Raw genomic sequence first — 23462 nt, 5'->3', positions numbered from 1 at the left:
GGGGCAATGTCATCGTCCTGACGTTCAAGAGTTTGCCATGTCCGACTATCTTCTCGAAATGACCGGCATTTCCAAGAGCTTTAACGGGGTTAAGGCGCTGGATGGCATTCACCTCAAGGTACGAGCGGGAGAATGCGTCGGCCTTTGCGGCGAGAACGGCGCGGGCAAGTCCACCCTCATGAAGGTGCTGTCCGCCGTCTATCCCTATGGCACCTGGGAGGGCAAAATTGTCTGGGACGGACAGGAACTGAAGGCAACCTCGATCCGCGAAACCGAAAAGGCCGGGATCGTCATCATCCACCAGGAACTGATGATGGTGCCGCATCTTTCTGTGGCCGAGAACATCTTTCTCGGCTCGGAGATCACCTCGCACGGCTTCATCGATTACGATGCCATGAATGCGCGGGCGACGGAGCTGCTGGCCCAGCTCGATATTCACGACATCAATCCGGCCCTGCCGGTCTACAATTATTCGGGCGGCAAGCAACAGTTGATCGAGATCGCCAAGGCGCTGAACAAGAACGCGCGCCTGCTCATTCTCGACGAGCCGACCTCGGCACTGACGGCCGCCGAAACGCGCACGCTGCTGAACCTCATAAAGCAGTTCAAGGCGCGCGGCATGGCCTGCGTCTACATTTCCCACAAGCTGGACGAAGTGGCCGAGATCGCCGACACGGTGACTGTCATTCGTGACGGCACGCATATCGGCACCCGGCCGATGGCCGAACTGACCACGGACGCCATCATTACCATGATGGTGGGCCGCGAGATGAAGAACCTTTTCCCCCGCGAAGAACATGCGATCGGCGAGGTCATTCTCGACGCCCGCAACATTTCCTGCTGGGATGTGACCAACCCCAATCGCAAGGTGGTCAACAACGTTTCCTTCGAACTGCGACGGGGCGAAATTCTCGGCATTGCCGGGCTGGTCGGCGCCGGACGCACGGAACTCGTCTCCACCCTGTTCGGCGCCTATCGCGGCGCGTATGAGGGCACGGTCTCGCTCGAAGGCAAGGAACTGAAAATCCGCTCGCCGCGCGATGCGGTTCGCGCCGGCATCTGCATGGTGCCGGAAGACCGCAAGCGCGACGGTATCCTGCCCATCGTCGGCGTCGGCCACAACATGACGGTTTCGGTGCTGAACCGTTTCGCCGGCCTCGGCCTGGTGAAGGAAGAGGACGAACTGGCCGCCATCCAGCAGGAAATCATCCGCCTGAAGATCAAGACAGCCGATCCCATGCTGCCGATCGCCTCGCTTTCCGGCGGCAACCAGCAAAAGGCGGTGCTGGCCAAGATGATGCTGCCCGAACCGCGGGTGCTGATCCTCGACGAACCGACCCGCGGCGTCGATGTCGGGGCGAAATACGAAATCTACAAGCTGATCTTCGCCCTCGCCAAGACGGGCGTCGCCGTCCTCATGGTGTCATCGGAAATGCCTGAAGTGCTCGGCATTTCCGACCGGGTTCTGGTGATCGGCGAAGGTGAGCTGCGCGGCAATTTCGTCAACGAAAACCTGAGCCAGGAACAGGTGCTTGCCGCCGCCATCGGCCAGGGTTCGCGGGCGGCATGAAAGGACGGAACGCATGACGACTACAGGCGGCAAGAGCTTCCGCAAGTTTCTCTCGGAAAACAAGATCGTGGCACTACTGGTGGTGGTGGCGCTGATCTGGGCTCTGTTCGGAATTCTCACCTATGACGCCGATACGGGAACCTCCGGCTTCCTGACGGCGCGCAACTTTTCCAACCTGCTGCGACAGATGGCGATTACCGGCATGCTGGCGGCGGCGATGGTGTTCGTCATCGTTGCCGGCGAGATCGACCTGTCCGTCGGCTCGCTGCTCGGACTTCTGGGCGGCGTTGCAGCCATTCTCGATGTGGTCCTCGGCTGGCCACTGGCGGGCACGATTGCAACCGTGCTTCTGCTCGGCGCGGTTCTCGGCCTCTTCAACGGCTGGCTGACGGCTTATCTCGGCATTCCTTCCTTCATCGTCACGCTGGGCGGCCAGCTTGCGTTTCGAGGCGCGGTTCTGGGGCTGACGGGCGGCATCACCATTTCCCCGGTCTCACCCGGGTTCAAATATCTCGGTCAGGGTTACCTGCCGGGCTGGCTCGGCAATGCCTGCGCCATCGGCCTCTTCGTGCTGCTCGTCGCCATGGCCCTGCTCACGCGCGGCAAACGGACGAAACACAACCTGCCGGTGGCCACGCCGGTGGCGGAGGTCGCGCGTCTGGCCGCTATCGGCGCGCTGGTGCTCGGCTTCGTGCTGGTACTGAATTCCTATCAGGGTATTCCCGTCCCCGTTCTGGTGCTTCTCGTCGTTCTCGGCCTCTTCACCGTCATGGCGAAGGGCACGGTGTTTGGCCGCTATGTCTATGCCGTCGGTTCGAATGCCGAGGCGACCCGCCTGTCGGGCGTCAATGTCAATCTGGTGAAGATGCTCGTGTTCGGGCTGATGGGCCTGATGGCCGCCTTTGCCGGTCTCGCCACCACCGCCCGTCTGGCCGCCGGCACACCTTCGGCCGGCTTCGGCGGCGAACTGGACGCCATCGCATCCTGCTTCATCGGCGGTACCTCGATGCGCGGCGGCGTCGGCTCGGTGATCGGCGCGCTGGTGGGGGCACTCATCATGGCAAGCCTCGACAACGGCATGTCGATGCTTGGCGTCGATACGTTCTGGCAGCAGATCATCAAGGGCATGATCCTCGTGCTGGCCGTCTATCTCGATATCGTTTCTTCGGGCAACAAGAGAGCCTGAAGTCAAAAACTGCAATCTGCTTGGCGCGGGAGCAGCCTAGGGCTGTCTCACCGGGTCGAGTGGGTGTGGAACGGTCCCATGATCGCTCGGAGCGGCAGGCCTCGTCAAGACAAGGCCTGCCGGCTTTCTTTTCACATCACTTCTGATCTCTTTCCTTGGTGCCCATAACCGAAATACAGATCAGCACGAACGAGATCAGTACGATGATCGTACCGACCGCGTTGATTTCCGGCGTAATGCCACGCCGCAAAGTGGAATAGATGTACATCGGCAAGGTGTTGTCCCGCCCCGTCAGGAAGTAGGTGACCGGGATTTCGTCGAAACTCAGGACAAAGGACAACAGTCCTGCACTGATGATCGCCGAACGGATATTGGGCAAGGTTATATCGAAGAAGCTGCGCCAGGGGCCGGCGCCAAGATCGAGAGCCGCCTCATCAAGCGATCCGGGCAGACGCTGCAACCGCGCATAGACCTGCGTGACCACGACACCGATCAGCGCCGTCGCATGGCCGGCGATCACCGTTTCCAGCGAGAGCGGCACGTTGATGAGTTTCGAGACATTCAGCATCGAAATACCCGTAACGATGCCTGGAAGCGTGATCGGCAGCAGGATAAGACGGCGAAACAGCGTCTTTCCCGGAAAATCGAACTTGTGGATCGCCAACGCCGCGGGCACACCGATCAGAAGCGTCAGGATCGTCGCGCCGGTGGCAACGTAAAAGCTGTTCCGGATTGCCGCGTGCAGACCGTCATTGGTCGCAAGCTTCGCATACCAGTCCAGCGTAAAGCCCGTCGGCGGCCAGCTCAGGGAGCGGGAACTGTTGAAGGAAAAGGCGATCAGCACCCAGATCGGAACATAGAGGAATGCCATCACGGCCGCGATGAAGGTCATGAAGGCCGCGTCGGCCGCATAGCGTGACGCCTGATAGGGATTGGCGGTCATGTCAGTGGCCTCCCGCGGTGCCGCGCCGTTCGAAACGGTCGCTGAGGGATATGATAGTCAGCACGACGATGAGCATGACGATCGACAAAGCCGAACCGAGCGGCCAGTTCAACGCCGAGCCGAATTGCGTGGTGATGACATTGGCGATGAGGTTGCCGTCCGGACCGCCAACGAGAAACGGCGCAACGAAATCGCCGAAGGAGAGGCAGAACGTCAGCGTGAAGCCTGCGACCACGCCCGGCAGTGACATCGGCAGCGTCACCTTCATCAGGGTGCGCCATGGGCCAAGGCCAAGATCCGCCGAGGCCTCGATCAGGTTTTTCGGGATCTTCTCCAGCGCCGTGTAGATCGGCATCACCATGAACGGGATGAAGATGTAGGTCAGCGTCACGACCATCGAGAACTGGTTGTAGAGAAAGATGGGCGACGGCGTATCGACCAGTCCGGTCCATATGAGGAAGGAGTTGAGAACGCCTTCGGTCCCGAGGATCGTTTTCCAGACATAGGCGCGCAGGAGATAGCTGATCCACAGCGGCGCGACGACTGCCATGTAAAGCCACGTCCTGACCCTGGCGGAACGGCAGCGATAGACCAGGTAATAGGCGAAGGGGTAGGCAATCAGGAAAGAGGCGATGGATACGAGGATGGAGATTTTCGCGGTCCGCAGGAGAACCTTGATGTACTGCGGATCGGCGAGCAGCATCTGGTAGTTGCCCCACTGGAAAGCCGGGATGAAGACCGGATACTTCTTTTCCCAGAAAGAGTAGGTGGCGATGACGCCGTAGGGGATGAGCATGAAGAGCACGACCCAGACGAACGGAATGCCGAGAACGAGCACTGCGGGAATGTTGCGGTAGAAATGTCTCATGCCTCCACCTCGCCGGGAAAGACGAAGACATTGTGCGGCTGCACGGCAAGCCTGACCGGTTGCCCGAGCGGAGGAACATGCGAACGCGACAGCGTGTCCGGCAGAAGCTTGTCCGCGTAAAGCCGCGCTCCCCCCGCAAGCTCGATGCCAAGCCGCAGGCCGAGACCGTAATAGATGACCTCGCATATCTTGCCGGAGAGCGTGTTCGTGGACGCTTCCCCTTCCTCGAGCAGCCGCACCTTTTCGGGACGAAGGCCGATGGTCACCGCCTCTCCGACCGGTAGGGCGATATCCGCGACCGCGTCGAGCGCGCCGCCGCCGATGGCAATCCGTGTCGTGCCGTCGGAGATGCTTTCGGTGACGCCCGGCAAGAAGGTCGTGGTGCCGATGAAGTTCGCGACATAGCGCGAAGCGGGATGGTCGTAGAGTTGCTGCGGGGTCCCCTCCTGGGCGATGCGGCCCTTTTCCATCACGACGATGCGGTCCGACATGACCAGCGCTTCCGTCTGGTCGTGGGTGACCATGATGAAGGTGATGCCGACCTTTTCCTGCAACTGCTTGAGTTCCGTCTGCATCTGCTCGCGCAGCTTGGCGTCGAGCGCCGAAAGCGGCTCGTCGAGAAGCAGAACCTTGGGCCGCCTGACGATGGCCCTTGCCAGCGCGATCCGCTGGCGCTGGCCACCTGAGAGTTGATGCGGATACAGTTTGAGCTTGTCGTAAAGGCCCACGAGATGCAGGGCGTCGAAGACGCGCGTGTCGATCTCGCGCGGGCTGCATCCCATGAGTTTCAGCCCGTAGGCCACATTGTCGCCCACCGTCATGTGCGGAAAGAGCGCGTAATCCTGAAACACCATGTTCACGGCGCGCCGGTACGGCGGCGAAAAGGTCACATCTTCGCCCGCCAGACGAATACACCCGCCGGTGGGTTCCTCGAAACCGCCGATCATACGCAGCAAGGTGGACTTTCCGCAGCCGGACGGACCGAGCAGGGTGACGAACTCGCCATCTTCGACGTTCAACGAAATGTCGTCGACGCCCAGAATGTCCGGTCCGTATTGTTTGGAAATATGGTCAAGTTCTATGATGGTGGCCATTGTGCCCGCCTCTCAATGCCCGGTCCCGTGCCCTCCCAACACGGTAACGGTGCTTTTCAAACCGGCTCCCCGATAGCCCGGCAAAGGGTCAGGGAGCGTTCGTTCATTGCGCCTTCACGGCGTTCCAAGCGTTGGCGTAAGCCTCGTATCGATCGCCCAGCGACTGCCAGACCATCAGCTTGTCGAGGTAGGTCGGGTCATCCTGGTGCAGTTCGGCAAACCGTTCCGGCGTCATGCAGGTCTTGGCTGCGACGGGGTTGGCGACGGAATTCGTGTTGATTTGCGAAATCGCGCATTGGCCGACGGCGGAAAGCTGCATGTTGAGATACTTGTAGGCGCAATCCGTGTTCGGGGTGCCCTTGACCATCATCCAGATGTCCACCCAGCCTTCCGCGCCCTCCTTCGGAATGAATTCCGTCATCGGAATGCCTTCGCGCTTCAGGATGCTCGCCATGTTGCCGGCCCAGGTGTTGGACAGGACAATCTCGCCCGATTTGTAGAGATCGACCAATTCGCCCGCCGTGGTCCAGTATTTGCGAACCAGCGGCTTCTGCTCCTCCAGCGCCTTCCGGGCGGCGGCGATCTGCTCGTCGCTCAGATTGTAGATATTCATGTCGCCATTCTTGCGAGCGGCGAGATAGATGGAGGACTTGTCGTCCCAGATGGAAATCTTGCCCTTGAGTTCCGGGTTCCACAGATCGCTGATCGAAGTCGGCGGCGTCTTGAACGCGTCGGTGCGATACATCATGATGATCGCACCCCACGTATAGGGCATGCCGTAGACATCATCGCCCTTGCGGATGTTTTCGAGCGCCCTCAAGTTCGGGTAGATATTGTTCCATTCGGCGATTTTGGCGGTATCGATGGGCTCGACGAGATCGAGGTCGATCATCAGCTTCGTGGTGTCGAGCGAAGGCGTGATCAGGTCATAGACCCCACCGCCGGCCATCAGCTTCGGTGCGAAGTCGTCGTTCGAACCGACATAGGTGGCGTTCACCTTGCAGCCGGTTTCCTTTTCGAACTGCGTGACATAGGAGGGATCGGCATAGCCTTCCCAGGTCAGCAGGTTCAATGTGCCTTCCGCATGGGCGGTGCCGCTCGAAAGCAGCATTCCCAAAAGCGCGGCGTAAATGCTGGTACGTTCCCCAATTTTCATTTTTTGCTCCTTTTATCGAAGGTTGCTTGCATGGATTCAGTGGGTAGGCTGAACAACGCTCAGGCGGCGGGGTCGTAGGTCACCCAGACCTTTCGGGTCGTTTCGACGACACGCCACACGACCTGCAGGCCGGGACGCATCACGAAAATCGAGCCGGCCTTCAGGACGGTGGTTTCGGATGAACCGACCTCGGTGAGTTCAGAATGTCCGGAGACGATGGACATGAATTCCCAGGTCGGGGCCGTGAAGGTCCAGGTTCCGGGCGCCACTTCCCAGACGCCGGTTTCCACCTTTCCGTCGGGTGTGCGGTCGAAAAGCCAGGTCAGATCGGAGGGGTTGCCTTCGATGATCAGTTCCGGTGCCGGTCCACCGGCAATCGGTTCGCCCGGGTTCAGCGGGTCGATCCCGAATGAATTGTCACTCATGTTCAGTCTTTCCTTTGCTGCTTGCGTTGAAAGGATTTGCTTCTTGTCCTGATGCCCGTCCGTTGCGGACGGTTCAGGTCATGCGCTCGCGAAACTTGTAGTAGAGCATGCCCAGAGCGAGGGCCTGATGGGTTAGCCAGCTTCCCACCGGCAACCGCAGCCGCCGCACGGCGTCGAAAACGTCAAACTCGCCCATGGTGCCGGTCATGGCGTCGGCCATGATTTCTGCCACGATATGCGTTGTGGCGATCCCGTGGCCCGAATAGCCCTCCGCGAAGAAGATGTTGGGCCCGATGCGGCCGAGATGGGGAATCCGGTTTGCGATGATCCCGGCGCGGCCGGACCATTGATAATCGATGCCTACGCCCTTGAGCCGGGGATAGGTGCGTTCCAGAGCCGGCCGCAGTTCGGCCGCAAGATCAACGGTCTCCGCACCGGTGTAATTGGTGCCGCCGCCGAAGATCAATCGCCGGTCGGCGCTCAGGCGGTGATAGTCCAGCACGAAGCGGTTGTCATAGACGGCGATATCCTGCGGGTTGATGGCGCGGGCCACGTCTTCCGGCAGCGGTTCGGTAGCGATGATGCCTAGGGATGCGGGAAACAGCACGCCGCGCATCCGGCCCTGCGCCAGCCCGTGATAGGCGTTGCCGGCGAGCAGAACGCTGTCGCAGATGACCCTTCCCTTGGCCGTCGTCACCACCGGGCGCTTGCCGCGCCGGATACCGGTGACCTGCGATCCCTCGAAAATCCGGACCCCCAGGCTCTGCGCGGCCATGGCCTCGCCGGTCACCAGATTGAGGGAATGGACGTGCATATTGCGGGTGTTGTGGACGCCGCCGATATAGATCGGAGCCTCGATGAGATCGGCAAGCGCCTTGCCCTCGACATAGCGGACTTCATCGCCCATGCCGCGCGCTTCGGCCTCTTGCGCCAGCGCCTTCAGATCGGTGACATGGGCCGGCTTGAGGGCGGCCTGAAGGTGGCCGGGTTTCAGATCGCAATCGATGCCGAAACGCGCCACCCGTTTGCGAATGATCTCATGGCCACGCCAGCGAAGGTTCCATATGTAGTTTTCGGTCTGCGCACCCAATGTGCGGCGAAACTGGCGCGCCATTGCCACATCGCCGGAAAGCGAGCCGGTGATCTGCCCGCCATTGCGCCCGGAAGCACCCCAGCCGATCCGGTTGGCTTCGAGAACGACCACGCGCAGGCCGCGATCGGCAAGTTCGATTGCGGCGTTGATGCCGGTAAAGCCGCCACCGATCACCGCGACATCGGCCTCGACCTCGCCTTCCAGCGAAGCAAAGGCGGGATAGGCATGCGCCGAGGCGGCATAGTAAGAGCCGGTATGTGGTTCCATCGTCCTAGCCTCAGACCGTGTGGAGATAGCTGCGATATTCGAGAGCGGAAATGTCGCCTTCGAACACTTCGAGTTCCTGACGCTTGCAGCTCGTGAACATCCTGATGAAATCCCGGGGGAACAGCTTCTCGACCAGCGGGCTTGCCTCGAAGGTCTCGATCGCCTGCCGCCAGTCCGGGGGGATGGGCCGCGCGGTGACGCCGGTCACGTTGCCGTCCGTCGGCGCGGGCGGCGTGAGACGCTCATCGAGGCCCATGAAGGCTGCGGCAAGCACCGCCGCGATCACCAGATAGGGGTTGGCGTCGCCGCCCGCGACCCGGTGTTCGATCCGCCGCGCCGCTCTCGCCCCGCCGGGAATGCGCACGGCGGCGGTGCGGTTTTCGTAACCCCATGTCGCGTTCACCGGGGCAAGCGTGCCGGGACGCAGCCGACGGGAGGAATTGCGATGCGGCGCGAAGATCAGCGCGGTGTCGTGCATCGCCTCGAGCATGCCCGCAACGGCGTGGCGCAATTCAGGCGTGCCCTTGTCCGTTCCGTCGTCGAAGATGTTGCGGCCCGCCGCATCGATCAGGCTGAAATGCATGTGCAGCCCGTTGCCGGCATGCTGCATGTAGGGCTTGGCCATGAAGGTTGCCCGCATGCCGTGACGGCGCGCCATGTTGCGTATGATCTGCTTGAGATAAACCGTATCGTCCGCGATCCGCAGGGCGTCGGCCCGGTGAAGAAGATTGAACTCGTACTGGGTCGGACCGCTCTCGGAGGTGACGGCTTCGAGGGCGATACCGCAGTCCCCCGCCATGGCATAGACATCGTCCAGAAAGCCGCTGACCTCACCCAGTTCATCGAGGCTGTAGATCGTATCCGCGGCACCGGCGTGGGAGTCCGGCAGGTCGGCAATGGGTACGGGCTTGTACGGCGAGGCATCGCGGATCAGATGGAATTCGACCTCCATCGCCACGACGGGCGTCAGGCCTTTCGCAGTGAAACGACCAAGGACTTCCGCAAGAAGACGGCGAGGATCGCCGAAGAAGGGCGAACCGTCCTCCAGCCGCATCCACATCGGCACGAACAGGGCCGGCGCCTCACCCCACACGAGCGGGATCGGGCCACGTTCGGTAGGCTCGACAATGCCATCGAGATCACCCCGGTCGAAAAGGTCGTTTCCAAGGACATCGGTCCCCCAGACATCGACACCGATCGAGGACATCGGCATGCGAATGCCGGACTTGAGGACTTTTTGCCCATGATCGGCCGGCACGCGCTTGCCGCGCAGAATTCCGTTCAGATCGCAGTGGGCGGCAAGGAATAAGTTTGCGGTTCCCGTTCTTTCCTTGCCGGGTTCGTTTGGCGTCATGCTATCTAATCCGAGTTCATTGATCATCGTGTTATAACACTGAGACATGTGTTATATGATAGTCAACTGCTCATTTCGGACGCATTTAATTTTTTGGGGGGAAAATTGAGCAATTATGAGCCAACTACAGGAGCGGATTCGCTTCATGCGACCCTGAGGCAGCAGATTTGGGAGGGTGCATTCCTGCCGGGAGACCGGGTTTCGATCCGGGGACTGGCGCAATCCTCCGGCATGAGCGTCATTCCCGTGCGCGATGCGGTGCGCCGGCTGGTCGCCGAGGGTGCTCTGTGCTTCATCGACAGCCGGACGATCGAGGTGCCGAAACTCAGCCTCGCGAACCACCGCGATGTGCTGTTCGCCCGCATGCAGCTCGAGCCGGAGGCCGGAAAACGGGCTTTCGGGCAACTGACACAGACAGATCTCGAACAACTGATCGCTTATGACATGGCAGTGAACGAGGCCATCGCCATGAACGATGTGAATGCCTACATGCGGTCGAACTTCGCCTTTCACTTCCACATCTACCGCAAGGCGGACGCGCCGGTTCTGCTTCGCCTGATCGAAATTCTGTGGCTGCAGTCCGGTCCGTCGATGCGCTTCATTGCCGGGCAATATGGGGCGCAAACGGTAACGGTCGATCACCACAAAGAAGCCACGGACGCGCTCACGCGTCGCGACCGCGAGAGCTTCGTGTCAGCACTGCGTGAGGACATCGCACAAGGGATGGAATTCATTCGAAACGCCGAGCTCCCGGAGCTGCCGAAATAACGGCTCCATGCACCCGGAACCTGTCCACTTTGCTCCAGGTCATCTCCGCAGGACTGTCGTACCTTTTCGCGATGGCAACTGGTGATGCCTTGCGCCGGAGGCTCAGCGGTCAAAGGTTCGGTTAAAGACGAATACGGTTGCGCCAAGCGCAAGCGCCGGCCATGCGATCAGCATCGGATTGTCGAAAAGGAACATGCGATATTCGAACAGCATGCCACCCCAGTCGGGCAGGGAAGGGTCGGCGCCGAGACCGATGAAGGCCAGCGACGCGTAGGCGATGGCCGACGCGCCGGACTGGTTACCGACATAGGTGAGAAGCGTCGGCAGGGTGTTGGGCAGAAGGTGGCGAAACAGCATCGTGCCGCTGGAGACGCCGATGGCGTCGGCGGCCATGATGAACGGTTGGCACAGCACCCGTTTCGTCAGCATGTGGGCAAAGAGCGCCAGCGGCCCGATGGCGGCAAGCCCGAGCGCCACACCCGCACTGAACGGCGAGAGGCCGAATACGGCCGCCGCCGTCAGGGCGACGATCAGTGTCGGCACCATGATGAAGAGTTGGCTGGCTTTCAGGATCAGCTTCTCTCGCCAACCACCCAGCACGGCCGCCAGCGTGCCGAGCAGCGCGCCGCCCGTCAAGCCGAGCAGACCGACGGCGAGGATGACGATGCCGGTGCGGAACCCGCCCGCCATCAGCCGCGACAGGAGATCACGCCCGAGATGGTCGGTCCCGAGCGGATGGGCAATATCCGGCGCCGCATGCCGGGCCAGAACATTCACCGCATCGGGGTCCCAGGGCTGCCACAGGCCGCAGGCAAAGAGCAACGTCAGCAGCAGAAGGGGAGCGAGCGCACGTCTCACGACAGGCGCGGCTCCAGCCGCAGGCTCAGCAGCCGTGCGACGAGACCGACGATGGCCATCCACAGCGCGACGACAATTACATAGGCCTGCAACACCATCTGGTCGCGGGCGGAAATGCTCTGCACAAGGAACTGGCTGATGCCGGGCAGGCCGAAGAGAATCTCCATGGCGGCGGCGCTGCCGATCACCCAGCCGGCCTCTGAATGGATGGCGGCCAGAACGGCATAAAAGGCACTGGGATGGGCGTGGCGCCAGAGGGCTCGCCGCTCCGAAAACCCCTTGGCGCGGGCCGTGATGAACCAAGGCTGCCCCATGGCGGCCGCAAGCCCCTGCCTGTAAATGCGGGAGAGCACCGCTGTCGAGTGGAGTGCGACGAGCATGACGGCGAGCGTCAGCGAGGCACCGTCATTCGAGAAAGGCCGGATCCAGCGCAATTGCGCACCCAGAACCCAGATTAGCACCAGCCCGGTGGCGAAAGCCGGCGTCGATTGCGTGAAAACCGAAAGAAGACGGCTGAACCGATCGGCAATGCCGCCTGGCTTCAACGCCGCGGCAAAGCCGAGCGGAAGGGCGAGGGCGATGGCAAGACAGAGACTGGACAGGCCGAGAAAGAGCGACAGCGGCAGGCGTTTCATGAACTCCAGCCGCACGGGCTCGCCAGTGCGGAAGGACCGGCCCCAGTCGCCCTGCACGAAACCGGAAAGCCACTGCACATAGCGCACCGGCAGGGGCCGGTCGAGACCCCAGCCGTGCCGGAGAGCGGCGACTGTTTCATCGGTTGCCGGCAGGTTCCAGTTGCGGATGGCGATCGCCACCGGATCGGCCGGCATCAAAGCGATGATCGCAAACGCCACGAAGGAGACGGCGAGCAGGCCCGCCGCCGTCTGCAATCCCCATCCGCCCAGCCGCTTCACCACGTCACTTGCCTTCGCCGATATCGGCGCGCAGCACATGATAGTCAGACCCCCAGGGCTCGTAGTTCTTCAGCGTGCCGGACATGCCGACATACCAGACGGGCGAGACGAGGAAGGAGACAGGCACATCTTCGAACAGCCTGGTCTGGGCGTCGAGCGCAATCTGGACCCGGGCTGCTGCATCACCCGTTGCGGCGAAGCGGTCGAGGATGGCGTCGAAGTCCGGGGAGGCGTACTTCGCGTAATTCAGCGAGGCGCCACTGCGTAGCATCGAGTTCAGGAAAAAGGCCGGATCGCCGCTCGGCGCCGTATGCTGCGCCCAGAGAGCGATGTCGAATTCACCGCCCGCAGCGACCTGCGAGATGTTGTCGATGACCTGCGTTTCGAGCACGACCCCTGCCCTGGCGAGTTCGGCCTTGGCCATCGGCAGCATTGTCACGAGATCGGGACGCTGCGGATAGGTGATCGCCAGAAGCTTCAGCGGCTTTCCATCCCTGGCGCGGATGCCGTCCGCACCCTTCACCCAGCCAGCGGCTTCCAGCAAGGCCTCGGCGCGGGCAAGATCGGTCGGCCGGGCATCCTTGCCGGCGAAGGGAAAATAGGGGGCGTAGGCGCCGGTCGCAGGGGAGCCGCCATTGATGGCTGCCGCCAGTTCCGTGCGGTCGAAAGCAAGGTCGATGGCCTGGCGCACAGCCTTGTCCTGAAGCGCGGGGCGGGACGTGTTGAGGAAGGCGAAATACTGATAACCGACGGGGAAAGACTTGATGGTGAGCGCCGGATTGGCCTTCAGGCGCGCGATCACTTCCGACGGTAGACCGAAGGCAAGATCCAGTTCGCCCGATTCGAGCGCCAGCGTCATCGCCTGCGCATCGCCGAACTTCTTCAGCATCACCGGTGCGCGCCCGTCCGCTCCTTCAGAATGGGCGTTGGGCCTGAGCTCGATGGCGGCATCGGCATTGAACGACGCAATTTCATAGGGGCCGGAAAAGACGGCCTTACCTTCTTCCGCCGCTGGCTTGTAGGCAATGAGCGGCCATTCGGCAAACAGCGACTGGATGAGCGGCACCGGCTTTTCCGTGGTGACGTTCAAGGTCCGCTCCCCCGTCGCGGTAAAGCTCAACTTGCCGCCGGTTGCCAGTGCCGCCTTGTTGTTGGCGAAGGTTCGCTCGAACCCGGTCGCCAAGGCTTCCGCCGTTACGGGCGTACCATCGGAGAAGAACCGGCCGGCCCGGAGCGTGATCGTCCAGGCAAGGTCGCCGGTGCGTTCGGCCTTTTCGGCAAGCTCCGGCACGAGCTTGCCATCCTTGTCGACGGTGAAAAGGTTTTCTCCCACGCCATGGCTGGTCAATGCCCAGCCGTTCGAGCCTTTGGCCGGATCGACACCGGTGGCGATGAAGGTGGCACCGATGCGCAGCGGTTCTGCCGCAAACGCCGGCAGGGCCGTGGCAAACGTCATGGTGACGATCAGCGCGCCGGTCAGGCGTCCCTTGAACGTGACGGACATGGCAATACTCCTTGGTGGTTAATGCGAATGCGTGGGATGGGCGGGCAGACGCAGCCGCTGCTTGCGGCCGGTCGGGCGATAGGCGAAGGCCTCGACAATACATCCGCCAAGAAGATGCTCGGTGATGATGCGGTCGATCGCCGTTTCGGTCACCCCGCCGTAATAGGTGCCTTCCGGAAAGACCTGCAGAACGGGGGCCAGGTTGCAGGGGCCAAGGCAGGTGGATTTGGCCGTCATCGTGCCCTCGCCGCTGGTACGAAGTTTCTGGCGTTCCTGCTGGTTGCGCAAATGGCACCAGAGCGCGCCCGCACCGGCCGCGCTGCACGGGCCGCCATGGCAGACGAGAACCCGCCGCTTCTGCGCCGGCACCAGCGATCCTTCGATAAGGGCTTTCGGATTGTCGGCGAGATCGAGCGGCCGGGCGGTGGAGAGAAGGCCTGCAACGAGATCGGCCATCATCGGGCTTTGGCCGATATGCCCGGCAAGGGTGATCTCCGGCCAGGGTCGTCCATCCTCGCTTCGCCAGCGGCGCACCGCCTTGCGGAGCCATGTGTGGAAGCCGGGCTCCATGGGCAGGACAAGCGGGACGATGGAAACGCGCATGAACGCCTGATCCACGAGACTGGCAAGCGCTCCGCGCAGCGAGGGCATTCCCTGTTCGGTGAAGGCGAACCGGACATCCGCATCCGGATGCCGCGCGACCACCTGCGCGGCAATCGCGGCCATATCGGCATGCGGCGCGGCCGCGAACGCGGATTTCGCGATGAGCAGAACGGCGCACCGTTCCGCATGTCTTGTCTGTGTCGTCACTGCGTGCCTCGCGCAAGAACGATCGAGGCGAGCAGCGAAACGACCGGAACAGCGAACCGAAGGCTCACAGGCCGGTCATTCCTGCGGCACACCCCGACCGCGGAATTCTATCGTGTCAGGCAGGTCTCCTGGCTCACGGGTCAGCGCCATCCCCCGTCTTCCCGGCCTTTCGACCAGTGACATCGTAGGGGCGGCTCGCCGCTCACAGTTGCGGGACAGCTCCGGTTTCGCACCGGATTCCCTCTTAGCTTCCATCGTTGATGGAAGAACCATAACGTTGCGGACTGTAGCGTCCCGCTCCCGGGCGTCAATCTGAAAATCGTGGAAGCATCCACGCGGCAGCGGATGCCTCCCCTTCCCCACCTCACGGCATCAGTGAGCGAGCATCTCCTCGGCGATCTGCTTGCCGTCGAGTTTCGCGGGGTAATAGGTTGGCCAGTTGGTGACCTCCTTCAGTAGCTCCGCGCGGTCGTCACCCCAATAAAGGTGATAGTGACCCGCTTTCTCCGGTGCCACGATGTGATCGCTGAACTGGATGAACCGGGGGGCGACATCATCACCGGCTGCCTTCCTGAAAATGAAGCGGACACCACGATTGCCCTTCTTGTAGGTCAGGATTTCGTGGCCATCCATCTCGTATTCTCCGCTGACGGCCACCTGGCCGCGGAAGAACGTTACCTTCTGTCCCTCAATCAGGATGCGATCGACGTCGGTCTTGTATCCGATGTCGTAATAGGCGCGGTACTCCTGGGCGCTCTTGTCGCCATGCTCGGCCTTTTCCGCCATGACCGGATCCAGCGTTCCATCGACAAGGTAAGGATAGACGGATTGCCAGTCTCCTTCCCAATCCGAGAGTGGGCGGGCCTTCACCTGGGCATCATCGAAATACCCGTTATAGATCGGGCTCTTTTCACCGGCTACGTGACTGTGGCTATGCTTGTTATCCACCGATGTCTGAGCGCTTGCGGTTCCCGTGATCCCCAGCGCCAAGGATGCAGCCAGTGCATAGCTCAGCATTCCGATCATCTTGCGCATTGCCTTTACCCTTTCGTCCGCGAAGTTTACGTCGTCTAACATGATATGTAATAACGTTACATATGTGAACTAGCCTGCTTCGAGTCCGAACGCAAGATTAAATGGGACGGCGATATTCGAAGAGGAAGCCGCACACGGCCCCGGCTTTGGCGGTGAATTCAGGTGCGCGGATGCAAGGAGCCTCCGGCGTTCACTTTTCAAGGGCGATTACATCACCAACGCCCTCAAGCTTGATCGCAAGCAAAACCATATCGCTACCGTGCTGGCGGCAATCTCCGCCAGCACTTCCAACCGGGTTCTGTTGCTTTCAGCCTCACCCTAGGCAACGCCATCTGTCCAGATGGCCGATATGACATCGGCAGCCGCCAACAAAGACAGATCACAGCCACGCCGCGCCGACAGCATAAGACCGAAAAACCGGCCGCTCGGCAGCCGGGCGTACGGCAAGCTCAGCGATGGCTGACGGCTGAGATTGAAGACCGTTGCGTTGCGATAGGCCTTTTCCGCATAATCTGGCGCGTAGCCCCGCAAGGGCATCGCCAGTGTCTGCGCCGCCGGTGCGAGCAGCACGTCGAACCCGGACGAAAGGCAATCGAGTTTTTCCTCGAACTGCCGCCGCTCCTGTCCTGCCCGTAGATATTCGGCCGCCGTAATTTCATATTTTCGGGTCAGTTTTTCCCGCAATTGCGGACTGAAACAATCCGGTTGCCGCTGGAGAGCGGTTTCGAAATGCCCCAAAGCTTCGGCGAACAGGACCCTCGTGAGCGGCCCGACCTTCTCGACGGGCACATCGTTGACATCAATGACATCCATCCCGCAGGCCCGCAGCCGTTCGACAGCGCGCTCCATCGCCGCCTCGATTTCGGGAGCGCAACCGTCCATGAGGGGGCGAAGCAATCCAACGCGCAATGCGCTCCGCCGAGCGGAAAGTGCCGCGGTTCCGGCACCAAGCCCCTGCATGGCCAAACGGGCATCGCCGATCGTGCGCGCAAAAAGGCCAAGATGGTCCATGCTGTCCACCAGAGGTGTCACGCCTTCGAGCGACAGAACGTCGAAGCCGGGTTTGAAACCCACCACGCCGCAACAATGGGCGGGAAAGCGAATGGAACAGGCCGTATCGGTCCCGAATGCAATGGAGGCAAGACCTGCGGCCACCGCAGCAGCCGAGCCGCCGCTGGAGCCGCCGCAATCGCTCTCAGGGTCCAAGGGGTTAAGCGTGTCGCCGAAAAACGGATTTGTCCCATCGATGCCCCAGGCCAGCTCATGCATGGCCGTTTTCCCGAGGATGATGGCGCCAGCATCCTTGAGCTGCCGCACGATGGTTGCATCCTGACCGGTTTGCCGTTCTGCGAACAATGCGGAGCCGCAAGCCGTCACAGTCCCGGCAACCGCAATGTTGTCCTTGAGCGCGACCGGAATGCCGTGCAGCACACCGCGCCGGTGTCCCGCGACCATCTCCGCGTCGGCTCGATCCGCCGCATCAAGCGCCTGTTCGTGAAAAACCCGTACGTAGGCGTTGATAGCCGGGTTTTGCCTGTCGATAGCGTCCAGTACCCCGAGAATGACATCGCGCACTTTCAGGCGACCGTGACTGAAGCCTTCATTCAGGTCCGCAATCGATGGCAAGTGGTCGGTCGCGCGCACTTCAATTCCACCTCAACCGCGCCGGGCCATGAGCCATGCCGCCAATGACTGCTTCACGGTCCTCTCCCTGCCCTGAAAGGTGTCCGCCGCGCAAAGCGAGTTGAGAATTGCCTCCTGCGTCGCCTCGGCGACCGCCTGAAAGGCGCGATCGATCCGTGCTTCGTTCAACATCGCCGACGGCACGCTATCGCGCGTCTCGTCGTGATCGATGCGGCTTGCCGTGCCGAAAGCCAGCACGATATCCCCGCTGCCATTGCCCCAGAACGCACCCAGCCGGGCAATACCCGCCCCGGCGCGCTTTGCAATGCGGCCAAGCTGGCGATAATCCGCCGGCAGGTCGGTTGCCACGATCACGATGATCGATCCCTTTTCCGTTTCCTCAACGGGCAGAACAGGGCGCTTGTCGGGGGTTGCCCGCGTGCCATCCGGCAGCATCAAATCGCCGGACCGACCGAAATTCGAAAGCACGAGTACGCCGATATGACGATCTTCTCCATCGATGACGAGACGGCGCGAGGCGGTTCCGATGCCTCCCTTGAAGCCGAAGCACACCATGCCGGTGCCAGCACCGACCGCGCCTTCCGCAACGACCCCGCCATCTGCCGCGTGAAGAGCCGCAAGCGCATCGGCTTCCGATACGGCAAAGGCCTGAATGTCGTTCAGAACACCGTCATTGCACTCGCACACCACCGGGTTGACCGTCGATGTGGTCCGCCCGATATCCGGATTGGCAGCAATTGCCTGCCGGATGAGGGTCTTGGCGCAATCGGCAACGGAAAGCGTGTTGGTCAGCAGGATCGGGGTTTCGAGCGAGCCGAGTTCCTCCACCTGCACGAGACCGACGCTTTTGCCGAAGCCATTGATGACGTGCACGGCGGCTGGCACCTTGGAACGGAAGAGATTGCCGTCGTGGGGCAGGATCGCGGTCACACCCGTGTTGACCTCGCCGTCCCGAATGGTCTGATGCCCGACCCGAACGCCCGGAACATCCGTAATGGCGTTCCCGGCCCCCGTCGGCAACGTGCCGCAAACCAGTCCGAAATCCCTTGCGCGCATGGATGCGTCCTTTCCGTTACAGCCGCCCGGCTTCGATGATGCGGCGCAGAAAGGCCTTGGTCCGCTCTTCGCGAGGATCGCCGAAAATCTGCTCCGGCGGTCCTTCCTCATGCACCAGCCCGCCCTGCAGGAAGCACACTTTATCAGACACTTCGCGGGCGAAACCCATTTCATGCGTGGCAAGAACCATCGTCATGCCCTTTGACGCCAGATCGCGCACGATGTCGAGCACTTCCGAAACGAGCTCCGGATCGAGCGCCGAGGTGATTTCATCGAGCAGCAGAACGGTAGGGTCCATCATGAGGGCCCGCACGATGGCGACGCGCTGTTGCTGGCCGCCCGAAAGACGGTCAGGGTATTCGCCAGCCTTGTGATCCAGCCCGATGCGCGTCAACAGCGCCATGCCGCGATCCCACGCTTCCTCGCGTGACATGCCGAGCACCTTGAGGGGCGCCAGCGTCACGTTCTCGATGACGCTCATATGCGGGAAAAGGTTATACCCCTGAAAGACGATCCCGATTTCCCGGCGCAGCATGTCGAGGTCGACACCGGGCCCGGTTATCCGGTCGCCGTGCAGGCGGATTTCGCCTTCACTGATCGTTTCAAGCTGGTTGATACAGCGCAGCAGGGTCGATTTTCCGCAACCGGACGGGCCGATCAGGCACACGACCTGATGCGCGTCGATATCCAGTTTCAGACCGTTGAGAATGCTGAACGTGCCGTAACGCTTATGAATGTGGTCGATTTCCAGCAGTTTCATCTGCGGTTCCTCACTGTCCCGCCCGCATCCGGCGGCGGTCGCGTTCTATCAGGCGATCGACGAAACGGGCCTGCGGAATGGTGATCAGGATGAAGATCAGGGCCACGGTAGTGACGGCGGAAAGATTGAAATGGTTGCTGGCAATGATCTTCGACTGGTTGAAGGCGTCGATCGTACCGATGATGGCAACCAGTGCCGTGTCCTTCTGCAGGCTGATCATGTTGTTGAGCAGAGGCGGAATAACGCCCCTCACCGCCAGCGGAATGACGACGTGCCGCAACGTCCGGAAGTAGGAAAGCCCCAATGAGCGGGCCGCCGCGATCTGGCTGGGATGCACCGACTCGATCCCGGCACGGTAGATTTCCGAGGTGTAGGCGCCATAAGTCAGCGTCAGCGCTATGATCGCATACGTGTTGGACGACAGATCCTTGAGGAACGGCAGGCCCGTCAACGGCAGACCGAAGCCGATCAGGTAGATATTGATGATGACCGGCAGCCCGCGGAAAAAGTCGCAATAGGCGATGGCAAGGGCGCGCAATGGACGCCCCGCACGACCCGGCAGAGTACGCGCCACCGCAATCACCAGCGCCCAGACGAGGATCAGCGCCGCCGAGACCGCGAAAATCTCGAGATTGACCACAAAGGCCGCGAGAATGGTCCCGGCGGACGAGACGATAAGTCCCGCATCGAAGAATGTCCGGCTGACCGCAGCATCATTGACGACAAGAAAGCCCGCACCGACGCAAAGGCCGGAAAGCGCCAGGGAATAGGCAAGCGAACGCCAGCCGCTTTCCGCCGCCGCAGCGCCAAGCGCCCGGCCACGATAAACATCGCTTGTGCCTGCCGCCCGGGCGGACAGGACAAGGCTGCGCGCACCTGTCACGGCAAACAATACGGCACCGAGAACGATGGCGACTGCCACCGTCACGACAACCGGCTGGGACCAACCGGCATCGATCACGTAGTTAGCGACATGCCAGGCCGTAAAGGCCGTGGCGGCGGTCACGGCGAGCGCAAGCGTGCATGCCGTGACCGCAAGCCCGCGGTAAACCCGCAGGTGGTGGTTCGCGCGCCATTCGCTGGCGCGCGTTTCAATCGTTCGGGAACGTGTTCCCTGCCGCTCTTCGGTCATCACAGAGGCCGTGCTCTCAAGGCTTCCAGAACGGAATGTCGGACGGCGACTTGCCCCATTGCGGCAGAAGATAGGCTTCTTCCAGCTTCTTCAGCGTGCCATCGGCCTTGAGATCGGCAATGATCTTGTCGATGACCGGCTTGTTCTGCGAGTCCTTGGGATAAACGCCAGCCGTTTCGCGACCGGAAACGAACTGCCCGGGGATCGTCAGCTTGCCACCGGAATTGGCGACCTGCCCCAGAATGATCGAGGTGTTCGTCATGGCGGCATCGATCTTGCCGGCGATGAGAGCGGTGAACATGGAAGACGTATCGGGGAACACTTCAACCTTCGCTGGCTTCAGCACTTCCTGCGCGAACTGCACCATGGTGGTGCCGGACTGAACGCCGACACTGCCGGCCTTGATCGTTGCCTCGCTCACCGGCTTGTCAGCCCGCGTCGCCACACCGAAGTCCGACGATGCGTAAGGCGTGGAGAACGACACGACCTTCTTGCGCGGCTCCGTGATCGAAACCTGTGCGAGAGCCAGATCGTAATCCTTCGTCTGGCCTGCGACGATCGCGTCGAACGCGACATTGACGAGCTTCAGCTTTTCAAGGCCGAGACGGTTGGCAATGTTGGCGGCAATGCAGAACTCGAAGCCATCCTTGATTGTATCGGGCGTATCGCCATTGAAATCGCCGACAGCCGGAAGATTGATCTCGACGGTGAACTGGCCGGGCACAGCCGGAGTAATGGTTGCCTCACCCTTCGTGCCGGTGAGGATGCAGTCGCCATAGGTACCGGCAGCGAATGCCGGTGCGGAAAGAAGCGTTCCGGCAGCCAGAACGGCACCGGCAATCCGGCAGGTCAGCGGGTTCTTGAAATTCATAACGTTCCCTTTTTGCTTGGTTTGGTTCAATGCCCGCGCAATCACGCAGGCCTCCCGTGCCGATCTCCGGAGAGAAACCGGCTTGATCGGTCAGGCCGAAGCGCCCAGACTGACCGCATCATCCAGCGCGAAGAGCGGTTCGCCCTTCATCGCCTGATCCAGATAAATGGCTTGCAACCGGCGGGTCAGCGGCCCCGGCTTTCCATCGCCGATCACGCATTCCCCAATGCGAACGACTGGTGTGACGGTGCTGGAGGCGCTGGTCAGGAAAGCTTCGGAGGCATCCTGCGCCTGCTCGACCGTGAACGGGCGCTCATCCAGAAGGAGACCGGTTTCCTCGGCAAGGCGCAACACGGCAAGGCGCGTGCAGCCCGGCAGAATGGCCTGCGAATTGGCCCGCGAAACGATGCGTCCGTCTTTCGTGACGATGAATGCGCTTGACGATGCACCTTCGGTGATGAAGCCATCCTCAACCATCCAGACATCGTTGAAGCCCTTCTTGCCCGCCTCATGCTTGGCCAGAACCTGCGCCAGCAACATGACCGACTTGATGTCACGGCGCTGCCAGCGGATATCGGGCTGAAGGTCGACCGAAATGCCGGTCGACAGTTTCGGCGTCACGATCTTCCTGTCCTGCGTAAAGGCCACGAAGTTCGGCTTCAGATCGTCGGCATAATGAAAATCGCGCTCTGCGCTTCCCCGCGTCACCTGCATGTAGACAACGCCTTCCACCAGACGATTGCGGCGGACGAGTTCCTTCATGATCTCTACCACCTCAGCAGACGCCACCGGCAGCGCGATACCGATTTCGCCGACCGAGCGTACGAGCCGCTTCATGTGGAGATCGACGTCAACAAGCCGCCGATCGATGACGGCGCAAACCTCGTAAATGCCGTCCGCAAACAGGAAACCGCGATCGAAAATCGGTAGAAGCGCTTGCGCTTCCGGCACGTAGGAACCATTGAGATAAATCTGACGTTGCACTGCCATTCGCCTTCAATTCTTGATGCGGAAAGGCTATGCGAAAAAAATGTTGGCTTCCAATTCATTGTTTTCTTAACATTATGCAAAAATTGCATTAGCGTCTCACACTGGAGCCACTCAGGCTGGGAGCTTCGGCATGGAACTGAAATGGCTTGAGGATTTTGTCTGCCTCGCAGAAACGTTGAGCTTTTCCCGCGCGGCCGAAATGCGCCATGTTTCTCAACCCGCCTTCAGCCGCCGCATCCGGCAACTTGAACAATGGCTGGGCGTAACGCTCATCAATCGCGCCATGGTTCCTGCCGATCTGACCCCCGAGGGGCGTAAATTCCTGCCTGTTGCCATCGACAACATCCGGTTGATGCAGGAAACCCGGCGCGCGCTCCGACCGGACAGCAAAGAGGTGGCACGAACCGTCGTCTTTTCTTCGCTTCACACGTTGACATTGACGTTCATGCCGGACTGGCTCCAGAAGCTGGCCACGATCAAGGGCGGCCTTCGCTCCCGTATCGCACCGGACAGAGGCGGCATCGAAGATAACATCAACACGCTTGTGGAAAAGGAGGCCGACTTTTTCCTGACATACAGTCACCCCCTCGTGCCGATACTGCTCGATGAGACCCGCTTTCCGCGACGCCTGATCGGCAAGGAGCGTCTGCTTCCCGTCTGCCCGGCCAGCGCGGGCAAGATGCTGGACAATGCGTTGAAGACGAACACGCCGCTCGATTACCTCAGTTATGGAGACTACTCGTTCTTCGGTATGGCGCTTGGCCGGCTATTTGCGCTTCTTCCAACCTTTGAGCGCACAGTTTCGCATGAAAATACGATGTCCGTCAGCCTCAAGGCCATGACGCTTGCCGGCTGGGGAACGGTATGGCTGCCGGAGAGCCTGGTATCTGACGAACTCGAGACGGGCACGCTGGTGACAGCAAGCGACGACCCCGCCTGGATCCTCGATCTCGATATCTGCATTTACCGTCTGGGTGGCCCCTCGCGTCCCATAGTTGAGGCGGTCTGGAATACGCTGTCTTGATGATGGTTTCGGCGGGCCAGGAATTTGCGCGACAGTGAATAGCCCCTAGGTGTTTAGTCCCGGCATTTGATGGTGCATTATTCAGCCATGAATGGAGGGATGCGCTATGGGTCAAATTCTACACGGGAGCGCCCGCACGA

At 61.2% G+C, this 23462-nt stretch carries 22 protein-coding genes and 1 riboswitch; of the genes, 4 read left to right on the top strand and 18 right to left on the bottom strand.

Annotated elements, in window-relative coordinates:
* Positions 1-37 precede the first annotated feature (37 nt).
* Complete coding sequence (locus tag GGQ66_RS20025; RefSeq protein ID WP_183794979.1) at positions 38-1570, top strand: xylose ABC transporter ATP-binding protein; 1533 nt, start codon at positions 38-40, stop codon at positions 1568-1570.
* Positions 1571-1583: 13 nt separating this feature from the next.
* Positions 1584-2756 carry a sugar ABC transporter permease gene (locus GGQ66_RS20020; RefSeq protein ID WP_183794977.1) on the top strand — a complete coding sequence of 391 codons (1173 nt, stop codon included), beginning with the start codon at positions 1584-1586 and terminating at the stop codon, positions 2754-2756.
* Positions 2757-2892: 136 nt separating this feature from the next.
* Here the strand turns inward: GGQ66_RS20020 and GGQ66_RS20015 are convergent, their stop codons facing one another.
* The 7 genes from GGQ66_RS20015 to GGQ66_RS19985 all read right to left on the bottom strand — a co-directional run bounded on the left by GGQ66_RS20015 (position 2893) and on the right by GGQ66_RS19985 (position 9956).
* A complete protein-coding gene (locus GGQ66_RS20015) occupies positions 2893-3699 on the bottom strand; it encodes an ABC transporter permease (protein WP_183794975.1) in 807 nt (268 codons plus the stop codon).
* A gap of 1 nt (position 3700) precedes the next feature.
* Positions 3701-4567, bottom strand: a complete 867-nt coding sequence (locus GGQ66_RS20010; RefSeq protein WP_183794973.1) for an ABC transporter permease — start codon at positions 4565-4567, stop codon at positions 3701-3703.
* A complete protein-coding gene (locus GGQ66_RS20005; RefSeq protein WP_183794971.1) occupies positions 4564-5661 on the bottom strand; it encodes an ABC transporter ATP-binding protein in 1098 nt (365 codons plus the stop codon). Before GGQ66_RS20005 ends, GGQ66_RS20010 begins: the two co-directional genes overlap by 4 nt.
* A gap of 103 nt (positions 5662-5764) precedes the next feature.
* The gene (locus tag GGQ66_RS20000) at positions 5765-6817 is read right to left on the bottom strand and encodes an ABC transporter substrate-binding protein (RefSeq protein ID WP_183794969.1); all 1053 of its coding nucleotides are present in this window, start codon (positions 6815-6817) and stop codon (positions 5765-5767) included.
* A gap of 59 nt (positions 6818-6876) precedes the next feature.
* On the bottom strand, positions 6877-7242 hold the full coding sequence (locus GGQ66_RS19995; protein ID WP_183794967.1) for a cupin domain-containing protein: 366 nt from the start codon (positions 7240-7242) through the stop codon (positions 6877-6879).
* A 73-nt stretch (positions 7243-7315) separates the two neighbouring features.
* Positions 7316-8602 carry an NAD(P)/FAD-dependent oxidoreductase gene (locus GGQ66_RS19990; RefSeq protein WP_183794965.1) on the bottom strand — a complete coding sequence of 429 codons (1287 nt, stop codon included), beginning with the start codon at positions 8600-8602 and terminating at the stop codon, positions 7316-7318.
* Between the two features lie 10 nt (positions 8603-8612).
* Positions 8613-9956, bottom strand: coding sequence for a glutamine synthetase family protein (locus tag GGQ66_RS19985; RefSeq protein WP_183794963.1), 1344 nt, complete (start codon positions 9954-9956; stop codon positions 8613-8615).
* A gap of 48 nt (positions 9957-10004) precedes the next feature.
* Between GGQ66_RS19985 and GGQ66_RS23295 the strand changes: the two genes are divergently transcribed.
* Positions 10005-10724, top strand: a complete 720-nt coding sequence (locus tag GGQ66_RS23295; protein WP_370686397.1) for a GntR family transcriptional regulator — start codon at positions 10005-10007, stop codon at positions 10722-10724.
* 102 nt (positions 10725-10826) lie between these two features.
* Here the strand turns inward: GGQ66_RS23295 and GGQ66_RS19975 are convergent, their stop codons facing one another.
* From GGQ66_RS19975 to GGQ66_RS19925, 11 genes are all read right to left on the bottom strand, one after another.
* Positions 10827-11582: an ABC transporter permease gene (locus GGQ66_RS19975; RefSeq protein ID WP_183794958.1), complete on the bottom strand. Its 756-nt coding sequence runs from the start codon at positions 11580-11582 to the stop codon at positions 10827-10829.
* A complete protein-coding gene (locus tag GGQ66_RS19970) occupies positions 11579-12499 on the bottom strand; it encodes an ABC transporter permease (RefSeq protein WP_370686396.1) in 921 nt (306 codons plus the stop codon). The genes GGQ66_RS19975 and GGQ66_RS19970 overlap by 4 nt, the downstream gene beginning before the upstream one ends.
* A 1-nt stretch (position 12500) precedes the next feature.
* Complete coding sequence (locus GGQ66_RS19965) at positions 12501-14000, bottom strand: ABC transporter substrate-binding protein (RefSeq protein ID WP_183794956.1); 1500 nt, start codon at positions 13998-14000, stop codon at positions 12501-12503.
* Between the two features lie 18 nt (positions 14001-14018).
* A complete protein-coding gene (locus tag GGQ66_RS19960; protein WP_370686395.1) occupies positions 14019-14810 on the bottom strand; it encodes a (2Fe-2S) ferredoxin domain-containing protein in 792 nt (263 codons plus the stop codon).
* A 101-nt stretch (positions 14811-14911) separates the two neighbouring features.
* Positions 14912-15100, bottom strand: a riboswitch (cobalamin riboswitch).
* Positions 15101-15182: 82 nt separating this feature from the next.
* Positions 15183-15845 carry a ZinT family metal-binding protein gene (locus GGQ66_RS19955; RefSeq protein ID WP_183794954.1) on the bottom strand — a complete coding sequence of 221 codons (663 nt, stop codon included), beginning with the start codon at positions 15843-15845 and terminating at the stop codon, positions 15183-15185.
* Positions 15846-16163: 318 nt separating this feature from the next.
* The gene (locus tag GGQ66_RS19950) at positions 16164-17489 is read right to left on the bottom strand and encodes an amidase (RefSeq protein WP_183794952.1); all 1326 of its coding nucleotides are present in this window, start codon (positions 17487-17489) and stop codon (positions 16164-16166) included.
* 12 nt (positions 17490-17501) lie between these two features.
* Complete coding sequence (locus GGQ66_RS19945; protein ID WP_183794950.1) at positions 17502-18545, bottom strand: DmpA family aminopeptidase; 1044 nt, start codon at positions 18543-18545, stop codon at positions 17502-17504.
* A gap of 16 nt (positions 18546-18561) precedes the next feature.
* The gene (locus GGQ66_RS19940) at positions 18562-19305 is read right to left on the bottom strand and encodes an amino acid ABC transporter ATP-binding protein (protein WP_183794948.1); all 744 of its coding nucleotides are present in this window, start codon (positions 19303-19305) and stop codon (positions 18562-18564) included.
* Between the two features lie 10 nt (positions 19306-19315).
* Entirely contained in the window at positions 19316-20437 is a 1122-nt protein-coding gene (locus GGQ66_RS19935; RefSeq protein WP_183794946.1) for an amino acid ABC transporter permease, read from the bottom strand.
* 16 nt (positions 20438-20453) lie between these two features.
* On the bottom strand, positions 20454-21308 hold the full coding sequence (locus tag GGQ66_RS19930; protein WP_183794944.1) for an ABC transporter substrate-binding protein: 855 nt from the start codon (positions 21306-21308) through the stop codon (positions 20454-20456).
* 90 nt (positions 21309-21398) lie between these two features.
* Complete coding sequence (locus GGQ66_RS19925; RefSeq protein ID WP_183794942.1) at positions 21399-22292, bottom strand: D-amino-acid transaminase; 894 nt, start codon at positions 22290-22292, stop codon at positions 21399-21401.
* A gap of 136 nt (positions 22293-22428) precedes the next feature.
* Here GGQ66_RS19925 and GGQ66_RS19920 point away from each other — a divergent pair, with 136 nt between their 5' ends.
* Positions 22429-23322 carry a LysR family transcriptional regulator gene (locus GGQ66_RS19920; RefSeq protein ID WP_183794940.1) on the top strand — a complete coding sequence of 298 codons (894 nt, stop codon included), beginning with the start codon at positions 22429-22431 and terminating at the stop codon, positions 23320-23322.
* Positions 23323-23462: the final 140 nt, after the last annotated feature.

The sequence above is a fragment of the Allorhizobium borbori genome, assembly GCF_014196535.1.
Taxonomy (GTDB): Bacteria; Pseudomonadota; Alphaproteobacteria; order Rhizobiales; family Rhizobiaceae; genus Ectorhizobium; species Ectorhizobium borbori.
This window is presented reverse-complemented; position numbering and strand designations above follow the sequence as displayed.